This window comes from Streptomyces fradiae, assembly GCF_041270065.1.
GTDB lineage: Bacteria > Actinomycetota > Actinomycetes > Streptomycetales > Streptomycetaceae > Streptomyces.
The window spans coordinates 1,065,724-1,085,399 of the sequence record NZ_CP065958.1 but is presented as its reverse complement, the minus strand read 5'-3'; the positions used below and the strand labels follow the sequence as shown (position 1 = coordinate 1,085,399).

At 67.6% G+C, this 19,676-nt stretch carries 11 protein-coding genes and 3 rRNA genes; 11 read left to right on the top strand and 3 right to left on the bottom strand.

Annotated features, from left to right (window positions below):
- Nucleotides 1–166: 166 nt before the first annotated feature.
- A complete protein-coding gene (locus JAO84_RS04830) occupies nt 167–2,131 on the top strand; it encodes an acetoacetate--CoA ligase (protein WP_370410704.1) in 1,965 nt (654 codons plus the stop codon).
- Nucleotides 2,132–2,220: 89 nt separating this feature from the next.
- Here the strand turns inward: JAO84_RS04830 and JAO84_RS04825 are convergent, their stop codons facing one another.
- On the bottom strand, nt 2,221–3,540 hold the full coding sequence (locus tag JAO84_RS04825) for an aminotransferase class I/II-fold pyridoxal phosphate-dependent enzyme (protein WP_370410702.1): 1,320 nt from the start codon (nt 3,538–3,540) through the stop codon (nt 2,221–2,223).
- Nucleotides 3,541–3,587: 47 nt separating this feature from the next.
- Between JAO84_RS04825 and JAO84_RS04820 the strand changes: the two genes are divergently transcribed.
- A complete protein-coding gene (locus JAO84_RS04820; protein ID WP_370410700.1) occupies nt 3,588–4,889 on the top strand; it encodes an MFS transporter in 1,302 nt (433 codons plus the stop codon).
- Between the two features lie 39 nt (nt 4,890–4,928).
- Nucleotides 4,929–5,876, top strand: a complete 948-nt coding sequence (locus JAO84_RS04815; protein ID WP_370410698.1) for a hypothetical protein — start codon at nt 4,929–4,931, stop codon at nt 5,874–5,876.
- Between the two features lie 62 nt (nt 5,877–5,938).
- Here JAO84_RS04815 and ptsP read toward each other — a convergent pair whose 3' ends face one another.
- Together ptsP and JAO84_RS04805 are read right to left on the bottom strand one after the other, a co-directional pair.
- On the bottom strand, nt 5,939–7,609 hold the full coding sequence (gene ptsP, locus JAO84_RS04810) for a phosphoenolpyruvate--protein phosphotransferase (RefSeq protein WP_265867053.1): 1,671 nt from the start codon (nt 7,607–7,609) through the stop codon (nt 5,939–5,941).
- A gap of 84 nt (nt 7,610–7,693) precedes the next feature.
- A complete protein-coding gene (locus tag JAO84_RS04805; protein WP_370410696.1) occupies nt 7,694–8,143 on the bottom strand; it encodes a PTS glucose transporter subunit IIA in 450 nt (149 codons plus the stop codon).
- 659 nt (nt 8,144–8,802) lie between these two features.
- Between JAO84_RS04805 and JAO84_RS04800 the strand changes: the two genes are divergently transcribed.
- The 8 genes from JAO84_RS04800 (at nt 8,803) to JAO84_RS04765 (ending at nt 19,664) form a co-directional block, all read left to right on the top strand.
- Nucleotides 8,803–10,328: ribosomal RNA gene (locus JAO84_RS04800) — 16S ribosomal RNA — on the top strand.
- A 285-nt stretch (nt 10,329–10,613) separates the two neighbouring features.
- Nucleotides 10,614–13,734, top strand: a 23S ribosomal RNA gene (locus JAO84_RS04795).
- 82 nt (nt 13,735–13,816) lie between these two features.
- Nucleotides 13,817–13,933, top strand: a 5S ribosomal RNA gene (gene rrf / locus JAO84_RS04790).
- Together the 16S, 23S and 5S rRNA genes form the textbook arrangement of a ribosomal RNA operon.
- Before the next feature lie 139 nt (nt 13,934–14,072).
- Complete coding sequence (locus JAO84_RS04785; protein WP_265866883.1) at nt 14,073–14,681, top strand: CDP-alcohol phosphatidyltransferase family protein; 609 nt, start codon at nt 14,073–14,075, stop codon at nt 14,679–14,681.
- A 116-nt stretch (nt 14,682–14,797) separates the two neighbouring features.
- Entirely contained in the window at nt 14,798–17,293 is a 2,496-nt protein-coding gene (locus tag JAO84_RS04780; protein WP_265866882.1) for a mannose-1-phosphate guanyltransferase, read from the top strand.
- 111 nt (nt 17,294–17,404) lie between these two features.
- Nucleotides 17,405–18,334 (top strand): DUF881 domain-containing protein, encoded by a 930-nt coding sequence (locus JAO84_RS04775; protein WP_265866881.1) that lies wholly within the window; start codon nt 17,405–17,407, stop codon nt 18,332–18,334.
- Nucleotides 18,331–18,663, top strand: coding sequence for a small basic family protein (locus tag JAO84_RS04770; RefSeq protein WP_015032176.1), 333 nt, complete (start codon nt 18,331–18,333; stop codon nt 18,661–18,663). Before JAO84_RS04775 ends, JAO84_RS04770 begins: the two co-directional genes overlap by 4 nt.
- Before the next feature lie 5 nt (nt 18,664–18,668).
- On the top strand, nt 18,669–19,664 hold the full coding sequence (locus JAO84_RS04765) for a DUF881 domain-containing protein (RefSeq protein WP_265866877.1): 996 nt from the start codon (nt 18,669–18,671) through the stop codon (nt 19,662–19,664).
- Nucleotides 19,665–19,676 lie beyond the last annotated feature (12 nt).

Below are 19,676 nucleotides of genomic sequence, written 5' to 3'. Positions count from 1 at the left end.
CCGTTCACCCGTGGTGGGAGCACATATTCAGCTACCGGACCATGGGCAGGGGACCCTGGTGCGAAAGAGGATCACATGGCATCGTCCCTGTCAGCCGCGTCACGCGCACACCCCGCACGTGCGCGCGACACACGCAGACCCGCGTACAGCCAGGGAGCCGACCCACATGACATCGCAGACCGAGCCGCTGTGGCAGCCCGACGAGGACCGCGTCGCCGCGGCCGCCGTCACCCGCTTCCAGGCCTGGGCGGCCGAGCGCCACGGAGCGCCCGCCGAGGGCGGCTACCCGGCCCTGCACCGCTGGTCCGTCGAGGACCTGGAGGGCTTCTGGGCGGCCGTCGCCGAGTGGTTCGACCTCCGCTTCGCCACCCCGTACGAGCACGTCCTCGGTGATCGCTCGATGCCCGGCGCCGCCTGGTTCCCGGGCGCCACCCTCAACTACGCCGAGCACGCGCTGCGCGCCGCCGACGAGCGTCCCGACGACACCGCGCTGCTGCACGTCGACGAGACCCACGAGCCGCGCCCGATCACCTGGGCCGAGCTGCGCCGCCAGGTCGGCTCGCTCGCCGCCGAGCTGCGCCGCCTCGGCGTCGAGCCCGGCGACCGGATCAGCGGCTACCTGCCCAACATCCCCGAGGCCGTCGTCGCCCTCCTCGCCACCGCCGCCGTCGGCGCCGTGTGGACCTCCTGCGCCCCCGACTTCGGCGCCCGCAGCGTCCTCGACCGCTTCCAGCAGGTCGAGCCCGTCGTCCTCTTCACCGTCGACGGCTACCGCTACGGCGGCAAGGAGCACGACCGCCGCGACACCGTCGCCGAGCTGCGCGCCGAACTGCCCACGCTGCGCGCCGTCGTGCACATCCCGCTGCTCGGCACCGCGGCCCCCGAGGGCGCCCTGGAGTGGTCCGCGCTCACCGCCGCCGACACCGCGCCGGTCTTCGCGCACGTGCCCTTCGACCACCCGCTGTGGGTCCTGTACTCCTCCGGCACCACCGGCCTGCCCAAGGCGATCGTCCAGTCCCAGGGCGGCATCCTGATCGAGCACGTCAAGCAGCTGGGCCTGCACTGCGACCTCGGCCCCGAGGACGTGTTCTTCTGGTACACCTCCACCGGCTGGATGATGTGGAACTTCCTCGTCTCCGGCCTGCTCACCGGCACCACCGTGGTGCTGTACGACGGCAGCCCGGGCTACCCGGACACCGGCGCCCAGTGGCGGGTCGCCGAGCGCACCGGCGCCACCCTGTACGGCACCTCCGCCGCGTACGTCATGGCCTGCGCCAAGGCCGGTGTGCACCCCGGCCGGGACTTCGACCTGTCGAAGGTGAAGTGCGTGGCCACCACCGGCTCCCCGCTGCCGCCCGACGGCTTCCGCTGGCTGCACGACGAGGTCCGTGAGGACCTGTGGATCGCGTCCGTCAGCGGCGGCACCGACGTCTGCTCCTGCTTCGCCGGCGCCGTCCCCACCCTCCCGGTGCACATCGGCGAGCTCCAGGCCGCCTGCCTCGGCACCGACCTGCAGTCCTGGGACCCCTCGGGCAAGCCGCTGATCGGCGAGGTCGGCGAGCTCGTCGTCACCAATCCGATGCCGTCCATGCCGATCCGCTTCTGGAACGACCCCGACGGCAGCCGCTACCGCGACAGCTACTTCGAGATGTTCCCCGGCGTCTGGCGGCACGGCGACTGGATCACGATCACCGACCACGGCTCGGTGATCATCCACGGCCGCTCCGACTCCACCCTGAACCGCCAGGGCGTCCGTATGGGTAGCGCCGATATCTACGAGGCGGTGGAACGGCTCCCGGAGATCCGCGAGTCCCTCGTCATCGGCCTGGAGGAGCCGGACGGCGGCTACTGGATGCCGCTGTTCGTGCACCTCGCCGACGGCGCCACCCTGGACGAGGAGCTGATCGGGCGCATCAAGAGCACGATCCGCGCCGAACTCTCCCCGCGCCACGTGCCCGACGTCATCATCGAGGTCCCCGGCGTCCCGCACACCCTGACCGGCAAGCGCATCGAGGTCCCGGTCAAGCGCCTCCTCCAGGGCACCCCGATGGCCAAGGCGGTCAACCCGGGCTCGGTCGACAACCTCGACCTGCTGCGCTTCTACGAGGAGCTGGCCCGCACCCGCAAGTAGCCCCCGGACCCATGAGGGGAGGGCCCCGCGCACCATGCCGGTGCACGGGGCCCTCCCGCGTTTTCCGCCCACCGTTCGCCGACCGTCCGCTAACCGCCGTACGTCGCCTGCGCGTCGCCGAGCACGCCGGCGAAGTCCGCCGCGAGCCGCTCCGCGTCCGCCGGGTCGAGCGCGGCAGTCGTGATCCGTACGCCGGTGGGCGCCGCGATCCGGAACCGGGCACCGGCCGCCACCCACCAGCCCTGCGTCCGCAGCCCGTTCACCACCGCCGACTCGTCGCGCACCGGCACCCACAGGTTCATCCCGGTGCCCTCGGCGCTCCGGATGCCGTACGTGCGGAGCGCGCCGGCCAGCGCCCCGCGCCGTTCCGCGTACGCCACCTCGCCGGCCGCCACCAGCCGGACCGTCGCCTGATCGGTGAGCAGCCCGGCGACCGTCTCCTGCAGGACATGGCTGACCCAGCCGGAGGTCATCAGCATCCGCCCGTCGTGCCGGGCGATGGTCACCGGATCGCCCGCGACTCCGGCCCAGCGCAGGTCGACGCCGAGGCGCTTGGAGACCGTGCGGACCTGAGCCCAGCGGTCGAGCCCGGCGGCGGCCAGGGTGGGCGCGGCCGGGCCCGAGAGCTCGGCCGTGTAGTCGTCCTCGACGACCAGGACCTCGGGGAACTCCCGCAGCAGCTCGACCAGCGCATCGCGCCGGGCGGGGGAGAGGGACGCCCCGGTCGGGTTCTGGGCGCGCGGGGTGCACACCACCGCCCGCACCCCGGCCCTGAGCGCCGTGCGCAACGCGTCCGGGGTGATCCCCTCGCGGTCCACGGCCACCGGCACCATGCGCAGCCCCAGGGCCGGGACCAGATCGAGGAGATGGTGGAAGCCGGGGTCCTCGACCGCGACCGCGTCGCCGGGGCGGAGTTCCACCGAGAGCAGCCGGGCGATGCAGTCGAGCGCCCCGTGCGCGAAGCTCACCCGCTCCGCCGGGACGCCGTCCCGCGCGTACCAGGCGCGGGTCAGCTCCTCCAGGCCGGCGAGCCGGGGCGCGGCCCGGTGCGAGCCGAACACCGGGCGCACCTCGGCCGGCGGATGCAGCACCGGCAGGAACGCGGGGTCCGGGTGCCCGCCGGCCAGGTCCACCAGGCCTTCGGGCACGCGCGGCGGCCGGCGCGAGGCCACCGAGGGGGCTTCCGCGACGACCGTGCCGCCGCGCCCGCGCGTCACCACAAGGCCGCGCCGCCGGAGTTCCTTGTACGCGGTCGCCACCGTGCCCGGGCTGACGCCGAGCTCGTCCGCGAGCCGGCGTACGGGCGGCAGCGCGTCGCCCGGCGCGAGCTCGCCCTCGGAGACCCCGCGCTCGACGGACGCGGCAATCCCCTTGGCCGTCGTCCCACTGATCGAATATTGTGTTGCCACGTACTGAACTATGTATCAATACATAACTCGCGTCAAGGGGGAACCGAGTGAGCCGCCCGACTCCATGGCACCGCACCGTGCTCGACCGCATACCCGGCGGCCGCGACGGCCGCCGCATGCTGATCGTCAGCATCATCGACAAGACCGGCACCGGCCTCTGGGCCGGCTGCACCGCGCTCTACTTCACCTACGTCTCCGGACTCGGCCTCGGCCAGGTCGGCCTCCTCATGACCGTCTCCGGCGGCGTCGGCATCGCCGGCGCACCCCTCGCCGGCCGGCTCGCCGACCGCTTCCCCCTCGTCCGCGTCATCGCCGCCGCCCAGCTGATGCGCGCCGTCGCCCTCCTCGCCCTCCTCACCACCGACGACTTCCTCCTGCTCACCCTCTACTCCGCCCTCGGCGCCCTCCCCGACCGGGCCGGCAGCGTCCTCATCAAGCTCTACGCCGCCCGCCTCGCCGGACCCGAACGCGTCCGCTACCAGGCCATCCAGCGCACCACCGTCAACATCGGCTGGTCCATCGGCGGCCTCGGCGCCGCCGCAGCCCTCGCCACCGGCAGCGTCCACGCCTACCCGCTGCTCCTCGTCGGCAACGTCCTCTCCTACGCCGTCATCGCCGCCCTCACCCTGCGCTGCGCCGAACCCCCGGCCCCCGCCCACGTCGCCGCCGTCTCCGCCGCCCAGGACGGCAAGACCGCCGGCGCCCCCGCACCCCGCCGCGCCAACCCCTGGCGCGACCGCACCTTCCTCGGCTACACCGCCACCGACGCCGCCCTCTTCCTCGACGACACGATCCTCCAGGTCGCCGTCCCCCTCTGGATCGTCCACGCCACCGCCGCCCCCGTCGGCCTCGCCCCGCTGCTCCTCGTCCTCAACACCGTCCTCGTCGTCCTCTTCCAGGTCCCCCTCGCCCGCTTCGGCGCCAACACCCCGGCCGCCCGCCGGCTGATCGTCCCGCTCTGCGGCCTCTTCGTCGTCGGCACCCTCGCCCTCGCCGCCTCCGCCGCCGGCGGCCGGGCCCTCGCGATCGGCGCCCTCGCCGTCGCCGTCATCGCCCTCACCTTCGCCGAGATCATCCACGCCACCGCCTCCTGGGAACTCTCCGTCGCCCTCGCTCCCGCCGACGCCCAGGGCGCCTACCTCGGCGTCCACGGACTCGCCCAGTCCACCCAGCGCTTCGCCGGTCCCCTCCTCGTCACCGCCGTCATGACCGCGGGGCCCCTGGCCTGGCCCGTCCTCGGTCTGGCCCTCGTCGGCGCCGGAGCCGCCCAGCACCGCCTGATCCGCGACCGCGTCACCAAGCCCGCCCAGGCGTCACTGTCAGTGCCCACGGTTACGGTGAGTGAGTAGTCAGTCGCAACGGCGACAGCACCGCACCCAGGGGGACCCATGACCGACCGCCGCACCACCGACCGCACGAACAACCGCACCACCGACAGCACCACCAGCCGCACCACCAGCGCGGCCCTCCGCCGCGCCCTGCGCCGCGAAACCGCCGGCACCGTCGCCCTCCTCGCCGACCAGGAGGACTTCACCGCCATGCGGCAGTACCCGAGCTTCGCCTTCGACGACCACCGCCGCTACCTCGCCCACGCCGAAGCCCTGCTCAAAACCCTCCACGCCCGCGGCGGCCACACCTCCGTCGCCCTCTTCGACCCCGAGGACTACGCCGAACACTGCGCCGCCACCGGCCGCGACCCCGACCACCCCGCCAGCCGCGCCGCCTACACCGCCGAACGCGCCGCCACCGGCCCCCGCGTCACCTACACCGGCCAACCCCTCACGACCCTCGTACCCACCCTCGTCGACACCGCCGTCCGCCACGCCACCTGGGAGTACGCCACGATGCTCCTCACCGACGCCGGACCCTGCGCCGACTGCGGCCAGGACATCGGACGGGCCTCCTTCGACCGCGCCTCCCACCTCCTGCTCCGTCTCCTCGACGGTGCCGGACCCGGCACCCACCACCTCGTGTGCAGCGTCCCCGCCGAGGACGACCAGCTCATCGCCGCCCTCCACACCACCCGTGACGCCACCGGACCCGCCCGCCTCGACACCGCCGAAGGCGCCGAGTTCTTGAGCGTCCTCGCCGCCGGCATCGCCCTCGGCAGCCCGGGCGGCCTCGTCCTGCGCACCACCACCCCCGGCGCCCCCGACCGACTCCACGGCTGGCGCCTCCAGGACGGCCGCCTCAACCCGCTCACCGAGGCCGAGGTCTTCGACGCCTACTGCACCGACGCCCGCACCGGCGACCCCATCGCCCCCGAACCCCACGTCGACTACCGCGCCGGCTTCCCCCTCGGACCCACCGACGACCCCCACCCCCACCCCCACTGACGCCGAAGGGGCCTCCCCGCCACGAACGGCGGGAAGACCCCTTCGACTTGACTGCTGTCCGGTTACTCCCCGGACAGCACGGCCTGCGCGGCGATCCGCGCGTCGTGCGCCGTGTCCGCGGCACGCGCCGCGGACGCCGCACGCTCGCACTGCGCCAGCGTGTACTTCGCCAGCGTCGCCCGCACATACGGGATCGACGCCGCACCCATCGACAGGGAGGTAACCCCCAGACCCGTCAGCACACACGCGAGCAGCGGGTCCGCCGCGGCCTCACCGCAGACACCACAGCTCTTGCCCTCGGCCTTGGCCGACTCGGCCGACAGCGCCACCAGGTCGAGCAGCGCCGGCTGCCACGGATCCTGCAGCCGCGACACCGCACCCACCTGACGGTCGGCGGCGAACGTGTACTGCGCCAGGTCGTTCGTGCCCAGCGACAGGAACTCGACCTCCTGCAGGATCGAACGCGCCCGGAGCGCGGCGGACGGAATCTCCACCATCGCACCGAACTTGGCCCGCAGCCCCGCCTCACGGCACGCGTCGGCGAACGCCTTCGCATCCGTGCGGTCGGCCACCATCGGCGCCATGACCTCCAGATACACCGGCAGACCCTCGGCGGCCTTCGCCAGCGCCGTCAGCTGCGTCCGCAGCACCTCCGGGTGGTCGAGCAGCGTCCGCAGACCCCGCACGCCGAGCGCCGGGTTCGGCTCGTCGGCCGGCGTCAGGAAGTCCAGCGGCTTGTCCGCACCCGCGTCGAGCACCCGCACGACCACCCGGCCCTCGGGGAAGGCCTCGAGCACCTTGCGGTACGCCTCGACCTGCTTCTCCTCCGACGGCGCCTTGGCACTGTCGTCCAGGAACAGGAACTCGGTACGGAACAGACCCACGCCCTCGGCACCGGCCTCGACCGCCGCCGGCACGTCCGCCGGACCACCGACGTTCGCGAGCAGCGGCACCTTGTGCCCGTCCGAGGTCGCCCCCGGACCACTGGAAGCCGACAGCGCCGCCTTCCGCTCCTCGGCGGCCTTGGTCAGCGCCGCCTTCTTCTCCTCGCTCGGGTCCACGAAGATCTCGCCCGTGGAACCGTCCACCGCGATGACCGTGCCCTCGGCCAGCTCACCCGCACCGGGCAGCGCGACCACGGCCGGCACGCCGAGCGCACGCGCCAGGATCGCGCTGTGGCTGGTCGGCCCGCCCTCCTCGGTCACGAAGCCGAGCACCAGGGCCGGGTCGAGGAGCGCCGTGTCCGCCGGCGCCAGGTCCCGGGCGATCAGCACATACGGCTCGTCGCTGTCCGGCACACCCGGCATCGGCACACCCAGCAGCCGCGCCACGATCCGGTTCCGCACGTCGTCCAGGTCGGCCACCCGGCCGGCCATGTACTCACCGGCACCCGCGAGCAGCTCCCGGTAGTGCGAGAACGCGTCGAAGATGGCCCGCTCGGCCGTGCTGCCCACCGCGACCCGGCGGTCCACATCGGCCATCAGCTCCGGGTCCTGCGCGATCATCGCCTGCGCCTCGAGGACCGCCTGGGCCTCGCCACCGGCCAGATTGCCGCGCGCATTAAGGTCCGCGGCCACGGCCTCGACGGCCTGACGGGCGCGCCCCTGTTCGCGCTCCGCCTCGTCGGCGCCGATCTGCTTGGCCGGCGGCTCCAGGACCGCCGTGCCCATGTGCCGGACCTCGCCGATCGCCACCCCGTGGCTGACGCCGACGCCTCGCAGCGTTGTCTCCATCTCACCCGTCTCCGATAGAGCGGCGGCCGGGCCGCCGCTTCGTCCAATGTCCCGTGCGGGCTCGCCATGAAGACGAGCCGGCGCTCACTGCCAGCCGAAGAGCTCGTCGCCGGCCTTCACGTCGCCGTCCTCACGGACGTCGCCGAGGGAGTCGGCCGTGGCCTCGAGCGCCACGATGGGACAGATGGGGGACTTGCCGGCCTCTTCGACCGCGGCCGGGTTCCACCGCACGACCGCCTGTCCGCGGGTCACGGTGTCGCCCTTGTTCACGAGGAGTTCGAAGCCCTCGCCGTTGAGCTGAACGGTGTCGATGCCGAGATGCGTCAGCACCCCGTGACCCTCGCCGTCCACGACGACGAACGCGTGCGGGTGCAGAGAGACGACGACCCCGTCGACGGGCGAGACGGCCTCGCCGGGCTCGCGGACGGGGTCGATGGCGGTACCGGGACCGACCATCGCGCCGGAGAAGACCGGGTCGGGAACAGCGGCGAGACCGATGGCGCGTCCAGCGAGTGGCGACGTCACGGTTGTCATGGGAAGCCTCCCAGGGGCGGAGATATTCGGCGCCGTCACTACCTGTCCTGGACGGCGGACTGTTCAGAAGCGTATGTCATGGGAAGTCCGGGTTCCGCCCGGGACGTACCGGTTGGCGGACCTAGGGACTACCCCGAAACGATTTGCTTCCAGTGGTGGTGGGATGTACTGTCGTACTCCTGCCTGACCCCAACGCGGCTTTGAGTCGTGGGTCGGCAGCACCTATCAAGCCAGATCCTAACCCCAGTGGTCTACACCTCTGCGTGCTCTGCTCGTGGAGGGGTGGTCAGGGGGAGCGAAAAAGCCTGGTAGTGTTTGACCCCGCCGAAGGAACCCCAGGTGAATTCCTGGAAAAGGGACCGGAAAGCACCGAGGAAATCGGATCGGAAAGATCTGATAGAGTCGGAAACGAAGGAAGCGCCCGGAGGAAAGCCCGCGAGGGTGAGTACAAAGGAAGCGTCCGCACCTTGAGAACTCAACAGCGTGCCAAAAATCAACGCCAGATTAGTTGATACCCCGTCCATCTTCGGATGGTCGAGGTTCCTTTGAAAAAGTCCTTCCGCGAGGAAGGCGCACAGCGAGGACGCTGTGAACAGTCGGCCACATTCCGGCATGACTGTTCCGCTCTCGTGTGTGTTGCACCGGATTACCGGTAAACATTCACGGAGAGTTTGATCCTGGCTCAGGACGAACGCTGGCGGCGTGCTTAACACATGCAAGTCGAACGATGAAGCCCTTCGGGGTGGATTAGTGGCGAACGGGTGAGTAACACGTGGGCAATCTGCCCTTCACTCTGGGACAAGCCCTGGAAACGGGGTCTAATACCGGATACGAGTCTCGAGGGCATCTTCGAGACTGGAAAGCTCCGGCGGTGAAGGATGAGCCCGCGGCCTATCAGCTTGTTGGTGAGGTAACGGCTCACCAAGGCGACGACGGGTAGCCGGCCTGAGAGGGCGACCGGCCACACTGGGACTGAGACACGGCCCAGACTCCTACGGGAGGCAGCAGTGGGGAATATTGCACAATGGGCGAAAGCCTGATGCAGCGACGCCGCGTGAGGGATGACGGCCTTCGGGTTGTAAACCTCTTTCAGCAGGGAAGAAGCGAAAGTGACGGTACCTGCAGAAGAAGCGCCGGCTAACTACGTGCCAGCAGCCGCGGTAATACGTAGGGCGCAAGCGTTGTCCGGAATTATTGGGCGTAAAGAGCTCGTAGGCGGCTTGTCACGTCGGGTGTGAAAGCCCGGGGCTTAACCCCGGGTCTGCATCCGATACGGGCAGGCTAGAGTGTGGTAGGGGAGATCGGAATTCCTGGTGTAGCGGTGAAATGCGCAGATATCAGGAGGAACACCGGTGGCGAAGGCGGATCTCTGGGCCATTACTGACGCTGAGGAGCGAAAGCGTGGGGAGCGAACAGGATTAGATACCCTGGTAGTCCACGCCGTAAACGTTGGGAACTAGGTGTTGGCGACATTCCACGTCGTCGGTGCCGCAGCTAACGCATTAAGTTCCCCGCCTGGGGAGTACGGCCGCAAGGCTAAAACTCAAAGGAATTGACGGGGGCCCGCACAAGCAGCGGAGCATGTGGCTTAATTCGACGCAACGCGAAGAACCTTACCAAGGCTTGACATATACCGGAAACATCCAGAGATGGGTGCCCCCTTGTGGTCGGTATACAGGTGGTGCATGGCTGTCGTCAGCTCGTGTCGTGAGATGTTGGGTTAAGTCCCGCAACGAGCGCAACCCTTGTCCTGTGTTGCCAGCATGCCCTTCGGGGTGATGGGGACTCACAGGAGACCGCCGGGGTCAACTCGGAGGAAGGTGGGGACGACGTCAAGTCATCATGCCCCTTATGTCTTGGGCTGCACACGTGCTACAATGGCCGGTACAAAGAGCTGCGATGCCGTGAGGCGGAGCGAATCTCAAAAAGCCGGTCTCAGTTCGGATTGGGGTCTGCAACTCGACCCCATGAAGTCGGAGTTGCTAGTAATCGCAGATCAGCATTGCTGCGGTGAATACGTTCCCGGGCCTTGTACACACCGCCCGTCACGTCACGAAAGTCGGTAACACCCGAAGCCGGTGGCCCAACCCCTTGTGGGAGGGAGCTGTCGAAGGTGGGACTGGCGATTGGGACGAAGTCGTAACAAGGTAGCCGTACCGGAAGGTGCGGCTGGATCACCTCCTTTCTAAGGAGCACAGTACCGATTGCGAGCAAACGTCTCGCACGGTCAGCTCATGGGTGGAACGTTGATTAGTTGGCGTGAGTGGCCTGATGGTCTTCCTAGTACTGCTTCGGCGTGGAACGGAACGGCACGGACGGTGCTCACGCTTGGCACGTTGTTGGGTATCTGAGGGTACGGCCGAAAGGTCTTGCCTTCGCGATGCCGGCCCCAGTGAACTCGCCACGTAGTGGTGGGGTGATGGGTGGCTGGTCGTTGCTTGAGAACTACACAGTGGACGCGAGCATCTGTGGCCAAGTTTTTAAGGGCGCACGGTGGATGCCTTGGCACCAGGAACCGATGAAGGACGTGGGAGGCCACGATAGTCCCCGGGGAGCCGTCAACCAGGCTTTGATCCGGGGGTTTCCGAATGGGGAAACCCGGCAGTCGTCATGGGCTGTCACCCATGCCTGAACACATAGGGCATGTGGAGGGAACGAGGGGAAGTGAAACATCTCAGTACCCTCAGGAAGAGAAAACAACCGTGATTCCGGGAGTAGTGGCGAGCGAAACCGGATGAGGCCAAACCGTATGCGTGTGAGACCCGGCAGGGGTTGCGCATGCGGGGTTGTGGGATCTCTCTTCTGTCGTCTGCCGGCGACAGGACGAGTCAGAAACCGTTGATGTAGTCGAAGGACATGCGAAAGGTCCGGCGTAGAGGGTAAGACCCCCGTAGACGAAACATTAGCGGCTCGTTTGAGAGACACCCAAGTAGCACGGGGCCCGAGAAATCCCGTGTGAATCTGGCGGGACCACCCGCTAAGCCTAAATATTCCCTGGTGACCGATAGCGGATAGTACCGTGAGGGAATGGTGAAAAGTACCGCGGGAGCGGAGTGAAATAGTACCTGAAACCGTGTGCCTACAAGCCGTGGGAGCGTCGGATACAAGCTTGCTTGTATCTCGTGACTGCGTGCCTTTTGAAGAATGAGCCTGCGAGTTTGCGGTGTGTTGCGAGGTTAACCCGTGTGGGGAAGCCGTAGCGAAAGCGAGTCCGAACAGGGCGATTCAGTAGCACGCTCAAGACCCGAAGCGGAGTGATCTAGCCATGGGCAGGTTGAAGCGGAGGTAAGACTTCGTGGAGGACCGAACCCACCAGGGTTGAAAACCTGGGGGATGACCTGTGGTTAGGGGTGAAAGGCCAATCAAACTCCGTGATAGCTGGTTCTCCCCGAAATGCATTTAGGTGCAGCGTCGTGTGTTTCTTGCCGGAGGTAGAGCACTGGATAGGCGATGGGCCCTACCGGGTTACTGACCTTAGCCAAACTCCGAATGCCGGTAAGTGAGAGCACGGCAGTGAGACTGTGGGGGATAAGCTCCATGGTCGAGAGGGAAACAGCCCAGAGCATCGACTAAGGCCCCTAAGCGTACGCTAAGTGGGAAAGGATGTGGAGTCGCAGAGACAACCAGGAGGTTGGCTTAGAAGCAGCCACCCTTGAAAGAGTGCGTAATAGCTCACTGGTCAAGTGATTCCGCGCCGACAATGTAGCGGGGCTCAAGCGTACCGCCGAAGTCGTGTCATTGCAGCATGAGGGCCAACGCCCGCTGTGATGGGTAGGGGAGCGTCGTGTGCCGGGTGAAGCAGCCGCGGAAGCGAGTTGTGGACGGTTCACGAGTGAGAATGCAGGCATGAGTAGCGATACACACGTGAGAAACGTGTGCGCCGATTGACTAAGGGTTCCTGGGTCAAGCTGATCTGCCCAGGGTAAGTCGGGACCTAAGGCGAGGCCGACAGGCGTAGTCGATGGACAACCGGTTGATATTCCGGTACCCGCTTTGAAACGCCCAATATCGAGCCCATTAATGCTAAGCCCGTGAAGCCGTTCCGGACCCTTCGGGGAATGGAAAGTGGTGGAGCCGGCGAACCAAGGTGGTAGTAGGTAAGCGATGGGGTGACGCAGGAAGGTAGTCCAGCCCGGGCGGTGGTTGTCCCGGGGTAAGGGTGTAGGCCGTGTGGTAGGCAAATCCGTCACACGTTAAGGCTGAGACCTGATGCCGAGCCGATTGTGGTGAAGTGGATGATCCTATGCTGTCGAGAAAAGCCTCTAGCGAGTTTCATGGCGGCCCGTACCCTAAACCGACTCAGGTGGTCAGGTAGAGAATACCGAGGCGTTCGGGTGAACTATGGTTAAGGAACTCGGCAAAATGCCCCCGTAACTTCGGGAGAAGGGGGGCCACACCTGGTGATCGGATTTACTCCGTGAGCTGGGGGTGGCCGCAGAGACCAGCGAGAAGCGACTGTTTACTAAAAACACAGGTCCGTGCGAAGCCGTAAGGCGATGTATACGGACTGACGCCTGCCCGGTGCTGGAACGTTAAGGGGACCGGTTAGTGACCTTTCGGGGTTGCGAAGCTGAGAACTTAAGCGCCAGTAAACGGCGGTGGTAACTATAACCATCCTAAGGTAGCGAAATTCCTTGTCGGGTAAGTTCCGACCTGCACGAATGGCGTAACGACTTCTCGACTGTCTCAACCATAGGCCCGGTGAAATTGCACTACGAGTAAAGATGCTCGTTTCGCGCAGAAGGACGGAAAGACCCCGGGACCTTTACTACAGTTTGATATTGGTGTTCGGTTCGGCTTGTGTAGGATAGGTGGGAGACTGTGAAGCGGCCACGCCAGTGGTTGTGGAGTCGTCGTTGAAATACCACTCTGGTCGTGCTGGATGTCTAACCTCGGTCCGTGATCCGGATCAGGGACAGTGTCTGATGGGTAGTTTAACTGGGGCGGTTGCCTCCCAAAGGGTAACGGAGGCGCCCAAAGGTTCCCTCAGCCTGGTTGGCAATCAGGTGTTGAGTGTAAGTGCACAAGGGAGCTTGACTGTGAGACCGACGGGTCGAGCAGGGACGAAAGTCGGGACTAGTGATCCGGCGGTGGCTTGTGGAAGCGCCGTCGCTCAACGGATAAAAGGTACCCCGGGGATAACAGGCTGATCTTCCCCAAGAGTCCATATCGACGGGATGGTTTGGCACCTCGATGTCGGCTCGTCGCATCCTGGGGCTGGAGTCGGTCCCAAGGGTTGGGCTGTTCGCCCATTAAAGCGGTACGCGAGCTGGGTTTAGAACGTCGTGAGACAGTTCGGTCCCTATCCTCTGTGCGCGCAGGAATATTGAGAAGGGCTGTCCCTAGTACGAGAGGACCGGGACGGACGAACCTCTGGTGTGCCAGTTGTTCTGCCAAGGGCATGGCTGGTTGGCTACGTTCGGGAGGGATAACCGCTGAAAGCATCTAAGCGGGAAGCCTGCTTCGAGATGAGTATTCCCACCTCCTTGAGAGGGTAAGGCTCCCAGTAGACGACTGGGTTGATAGGCCGGATGTGGAAGCCCAGTAATGGGTGGAGCTGACCGGTACTAATAGGCCGAGGGCTTGTCCTCAGTTGCTCGCGTCCACTGTGTTAGTTCTGAAGTAACGAACACGCCCCCCTACGGGAGGTGCGGCGGTTCAACTTCATAGTGTTTCGGTGGTCATAGCGTTAGGGAAACGCCCGGTTACATTCCGAACCCGGAAGCTAAGCCTTTCAGCGCCGATGGTACTGCAGGGGGGACCCTGTGGGAGAGTAGGACGCCGCCGAACAATTTTTAGCCTCAACCCCCGGACCGCGTCCGGGGGTTGAGGCATTTTTGCGTTGTGCGCACCCCTGTGCCGCCGGCCCGCGGGGCTGAGGGTAAGGTCAGGGGGCTATCGTCAGCTCGTTCCCACAGGAGGCCCCCGGGTGGAGGTCCAGGAGACCCGCGTTCAGACGGACCGGGTACTCACCATCCCCAACATCCTGAGCATGGCTCGCCTCGCCGGCGTACCCCTGTTCCTGTGGTTGATCCTCCGGCCCGAGTTCGGTGGGCCCAACAGTGACGGCTGGGCGTTGCTCGTCCTGGCGCTCAGCGGTGTCAGTGACTATCTCGACGGGAAGCTGGCCCGGCGCTGGAATCAGATCAGCAGCCTCGGCCGGCTGCTCGATCCGGCCGCCGACCGGCTGTACATCCTTTCCACGCTGGTGGGTCTCACCTGGCGGGAGATCCTGCCGCTCTGGCTCACGATCGCGCTTTTGGCCCGTGAGGCGATGCTGCTGGTCATGGTGGGCATCCTCCGCCGGCACGGCTATCCGCCGCCGCAGGTGAACTTCCTCGGGAAAGCTGCCACTTTCAACTTGATGTACGCGTTCCCGTTGCTGCTCCTCAGTGACGGAGACACCTGGGTGGCGTCACTCGCTGAAGTTTTCGGGTGGGCCTTCGCCGGATGGGGTACAACTCTGTATTGGTGGGCAGGGATCCTCTACGTGGTCCAGGTCCGTCGACTCGTGAAGGCGGATACCGCGGCCGATTGAGCCCGTCCGTCCTGTGCCGAGCAACGACGCCGGCCGGAACGAGGACGCCGAAGGGCCATCGAGTGGACAGGTGAAGTCGGCAGGACCGTCGTCTCTTCAAGGAGGACGCTTCCGACATGAAGGCCGTCGTGATGGCCGGTGGCGAAGGCACACGCCTTCGCCCCATGACCTCGAGCATGCCCAAGCCTCTTCTGCCGGTCGTGAACCGGCCGATCATGGAGCATGTCCTGCGACTGCTCAAGAGGCACGGTCTCAACGAGACCGTCGTCACCGTGCAGTTTCTCGCCTCTCTCGTCCGCAATTACTTCGGGGACGGCGAAGAGCTCGGAATGGAGCTCACGTACGCGAACGAGGAGAAGCCGCTCGGCACCGCGGGGAGTGTGAAGAACGCCGAGGAGGCGCTGAAGGACGACGCCTTTCTCGTCATCTCGGGGGACGCGCTCACCGACTTCGACCTCACCGATCTGATCCGCTTCCACAAGGAGAAGGGCGCTCTCGTCACGGTCTGTCTGACCCGGGTGCCCAATCCGCTGGAATTCGGCATCACGATCGTCGACGAGGAAGGACAGGTCGAACGATTCCTGGAGAAGCCGACCTGGGGCCAGGTCTTCTCGGACACGGTGAACACGGGCATCTACGTCATGGAGCCCGAGGTCTTCGACTACGTCGAGGCGGATGTTCCGGTCGACTGGTCGGGTGATGTCTTCCCGCAGCTCATGAAGGAGGGCAAGCCGATCTACGGCTATGTCGCCGAGGGCTACTGGGAGGACGTGGGCACCCACGAGAGCTATGTGAAGGCCCAGGCGGACGTCCTGGAGGGCAAGGTCCAGGTCGACATCGACGGCTTCGAGATCTCGCCGGGCGTCTGGGTCGCCGAGGGCGCGGAGGTCCATCCCGACGCCGTGCTGCGCGGGCCGCTCTACATCGGCGACTACGCCAAGGTGGAGGCCGACGCCGAGGTCCGCGAGCACACCGTCATCGGCTCCAACGTCGTCGTGAAGACCGGAGCCTTTCTTCACAAGGCCGTCATCCACGACAACGTCTACATCGGGCAGCAGAGCAATCTGCGCGGCTGCGTCGTCGGCAAGAACACCGATGTGATGCGGGCCGCCCGGATCGAGGACGGCGCCGTCATCGGCGACGAGTGCCTGATCGGTGAGGAATCGATCGTCCAGGGGAATGTGCGGGTCTACCCCTTCAAGACGATCGAGGCCGGCGCCTTCGTCAACACCTCCGTGATCTGGGAGTCCCGCGGCCAGGCGCATCTCTTCGGCGCCCGTGGTGTCTCCGGCATCATCAACGTGGAGATCACGCCGGAGCTGGCCGTGCGGCTGGCCGGTGCGTACGCCACCACCCTGAAGAAGGGCGCGACCGTGACCACGGCACGCGACCACTCCCGGGGTGCGCGGGCGCTGAAGCGGGCGGTGATCTCGGCGCTGCAGGCCGCCGCCATCGACGTACGGGACCTGGAGAACGTACCGCTGCCGGTGGCTCGGCAGCAGACGGCGCGGGGGTCGGCCGGCGGGATCATGGTGCGGACCTCGCCCGGGGTGCCGGACTCGGTCGACATCATGTTCTTCGACGAGCGGGGCGCCGATCTCTCGCAGGCGCGGCAGCGCAAGCTGGACCGGGTCTTCGCACGTCAGGAGTACCGGCGGGCGTTCCCGGGAGAGATCGGTGACCTGTCCTTCCCGGCCAGCGTCTTCGACTCGTACACGGGCTCGCTGCTGCGGAACGTGGACACCTCGGGCATCGCCGAGGCGGGTCTGAAGGTGGTCGTGGACGCGTCCAACGGCAGTGCCGGGCTTGTTCTGCCCAGTCTGCTCGGGCGGCTCCAGGTGGATTCGCTGACGATCAATCCGGGTCTCGACGAGTCGCGGCCGACGGAGTCGGTGGAGAGCCGGCGGGCCGGGCTCGTACGGCTCGGGGAGATCGTGGCGTCGGCGCGGGCCGCGTTCGGGGTCCGCTTCGACCCGGTCGGCGAGCGTCTTTCGCTGGTGGACGAGCGGGGCCGGATCATCGAGGACGACCGGGCGCTGCTTGTGATGCTCGATCTGGTGGCCGCCGAGCGCAGGTCGGGCCGGGTGGCGCTGCCGGTGACGACCACGCGGATCGCCGAGCAGGTCGCCGCGTACCACGGCACGCAGGTGGAGTGGACGACGACCTCGCCGGACGATCTGACCCGGGTCGGCCGGGAGGAGTCGACGATCTTCGGTGGTGACGGGCGCGGCGGCTTCATCGTGCCGGAGTTCAGTTCCGTCTTCGACGGGGCGGCGGCGTTCGTGCGGCTGATCGGTCTGGTGGCGCGGACACAGCTCACGCTGAGCCAGATCGACGCGCGGATCCCGCGGGCGCATGTGCTCCGCCGGGACATCGCCACGCCGTGGGCGGTCAAGGGTCTGGTGATGCGCCGGGTGGTGGAGGCGGCCGGTGACCGGTCGGTGGACACCACGGACGGCGTGCGGGTGGTGGAGGCCGACGGACGCTGGGTGATGGTGCTGCCGGACCCGGCGGAGGCCGTCACCCATCTGTGGGCGGAGGGTCCCGACGACACCTCCGCGCAGGCGCTGCTCGACGAGTGGGCGGCCGTCGTCGACAGCGCAGGTCACTAGGGGAACGCCGGGCCGGTGAGGCCTGTGGGCCGGGAGGTACCTGTCGGTACCTCCCGGTTCTCCGGTGGGGCCATTCGGCGGTACGGCGTGCGACGTGCGACGATGTGCGGCATGCCGCAGCAGCCCCCCGTTCGGAGCACAGGATCGCCCCCTCCGCGCCCGGACGCGTCCATGTCGCTGCTGAACAACGTGATCGACCACGCGCTGGACGACGGATACGCGGAGGCGACGGCCCGGCGGGCCGCGGCGGGCGGTGCCCTGCCCCGTACGGTACGGGCGAAGCTCGGGCTCGCGTTCGGTCTGGTGCTCGCGGCTGCCGTGGTGACGCTCGGGGCGGCGGAGGCGCGGGTCTCCGCGCCGGTGGTCGCCAAGGAGCGGCAGGACCTGATCGACCGGATCGAGGCGGAGACGTCGACGGCGGACGATCTTGAGCAGGACGTCGAGCGCATCCGGGCCGCGGTCGGGGAGCGGCAGCGCAAGGCGCTGCAGCAGCACGGCGGTGACCAGGCGGAACTGGTGGCGCTGCTTTCCGGGGCGACCCCGGTGCACGGGCCGGGTGTGAAGCTGGTCGTGGACGACGCCAAGGGCACCGACACCGGTGGCGGCGGTCCGCGCGAGAGCAGTGGGTTCTCGGACACCGGGCGGGTGCGCGACCGCGACATGCAGCGGATCGTGAACGGGCTGTGGGAGTCGGGCGCCGAGGCGGTCGCGATCAACGGGCAGCGTCTGACGGCGCTGTCGGCGATCCGGGCGGCGGGCGACGCCATACTGGTCGACAACAAGCCGCTGGTGCCGCCGTACACCGTCCTCGCGATCGGTGACGGGAAGCGGCTGAGCACCGCGTTCCAGGACAGCGCCGACGGCCAGTACCTGCATGCGCTGCAGGAGAACTTCGGGATCCGTACGAGCATCTCGGCCGAGGGCGACGTACGTCTGCCGGCCGCGCCGAGCCTGATCGTACGTACAGCAGAGCCGAGGGGAGCCGGGGCCGCGAAGGCGACCGGGCGGGCCACGGCCGACACAGGGAAGGGCACATCTTGATCGCCGTACTGGGCCTGATCGTGGGAGTCGTGGTCGGACTGTTGGTCCGGCCCGAGGTTCCGGCGGTGGTCGAGCCCTATCTTCCGATCGCCGTGGTCGCCGCCCTGGACGCGGTCTTCGGCGGCCTGCGGGCCATGCTCGACGGGATCTTCGTCGACAAGGTCTTCGTGGTGTCGTTCCTGTCGAACGTGGTCGTGGCCGCGCTGATCGTCTTCCTCGGCGACAAGCTGGGCGTGGGTGCGCAGTTGTCGACCGGTGTGGTCGTCGTGCTCGGCATCCGGATCTTCTCCAACGCCGCTGCCATCCGGCGGCATGTGTTCCGGGCGTGAGGCCGATGAGCGAGAACGAGAACACGCCGTCCGAGGGCCGGGAGCAGGGCGAGGGCGCGGCCGCCCGCGAGCCGAAGCCTGGTCCGGAGGGGGCACCCAAGCCCGTACCGGAGGCGCAGCAGCCCGGACAGCCCCAGCCTCAGCAGCCCCCGGCACCGCAGCCGCAACCGCAGCCTCAGCCGCGGCCCGTGTACCGGCCGCAGGCCGGGCCCCAGCCGCCGGCCGCCGCGCCGGTGCCTCCCGCGCCCGCGCCCGCTCCCGAGCCGAAGGACGAGCCGTCGGAGACCGGGCGGCAGCGGCTGGCGGCGAGCCTGTGGCCGCCGCGGGTCTCGCGGGCCCAACTCGTCGTCGCCCTGCTGCTGTTCGTGCTCGGTCTCGGCCTCGCCATCCAGGTCCGGTCGACCAGTGACAACAGCGCGCTGCGCGGCGCCCGCCAGGAGGACCTGGTGCGGATCCTCGACGAGCTCGACGACCGCACCCAGCGCCTGGAGGACGAGAAGACCCGGCTGGAGAAGCAGCAGTCGGAGCTGGAGTCCAGCTCGGACCAGGCCGAGGAGGCCCGCAAGCAGACCCAGGAGAAGGAGCGGCAGCTCGGCATCCTGGCCGGCACGGTGGCCGCCGAGGGCCCCGGGATCACGCTGACCATCACGGACCCCACCGGCGCCGTCGAGTCGGACATGCTGCTCGACGCGATCCAGGAGCTGCGGGCCGCGGGCGCGGAGGCGATCCAGGTCAACGACGTGCGGGTGGTGGCGGACAGCTATTTCTCGGGTGGCGGACGCGACATGAAGATCGATGGAACGCAGGTGACCGCTCCGTACGTCTTCAAGGTCATCGGCAAGCCGGAGGATCTGGAGCCCGCGCTCAACATCCCCGGCGGAATCGTTCAGACACTGGAGAAGGAGCAGGCCACGGCCACGGTGGAGCGTTCCGGGAAGATCGTCGTCGACGCCTTGCGACCTGCGAAGCGGCCTGACTACGCTCAGTCGTCCTCGCAGTGAGGCGGGGCTCGA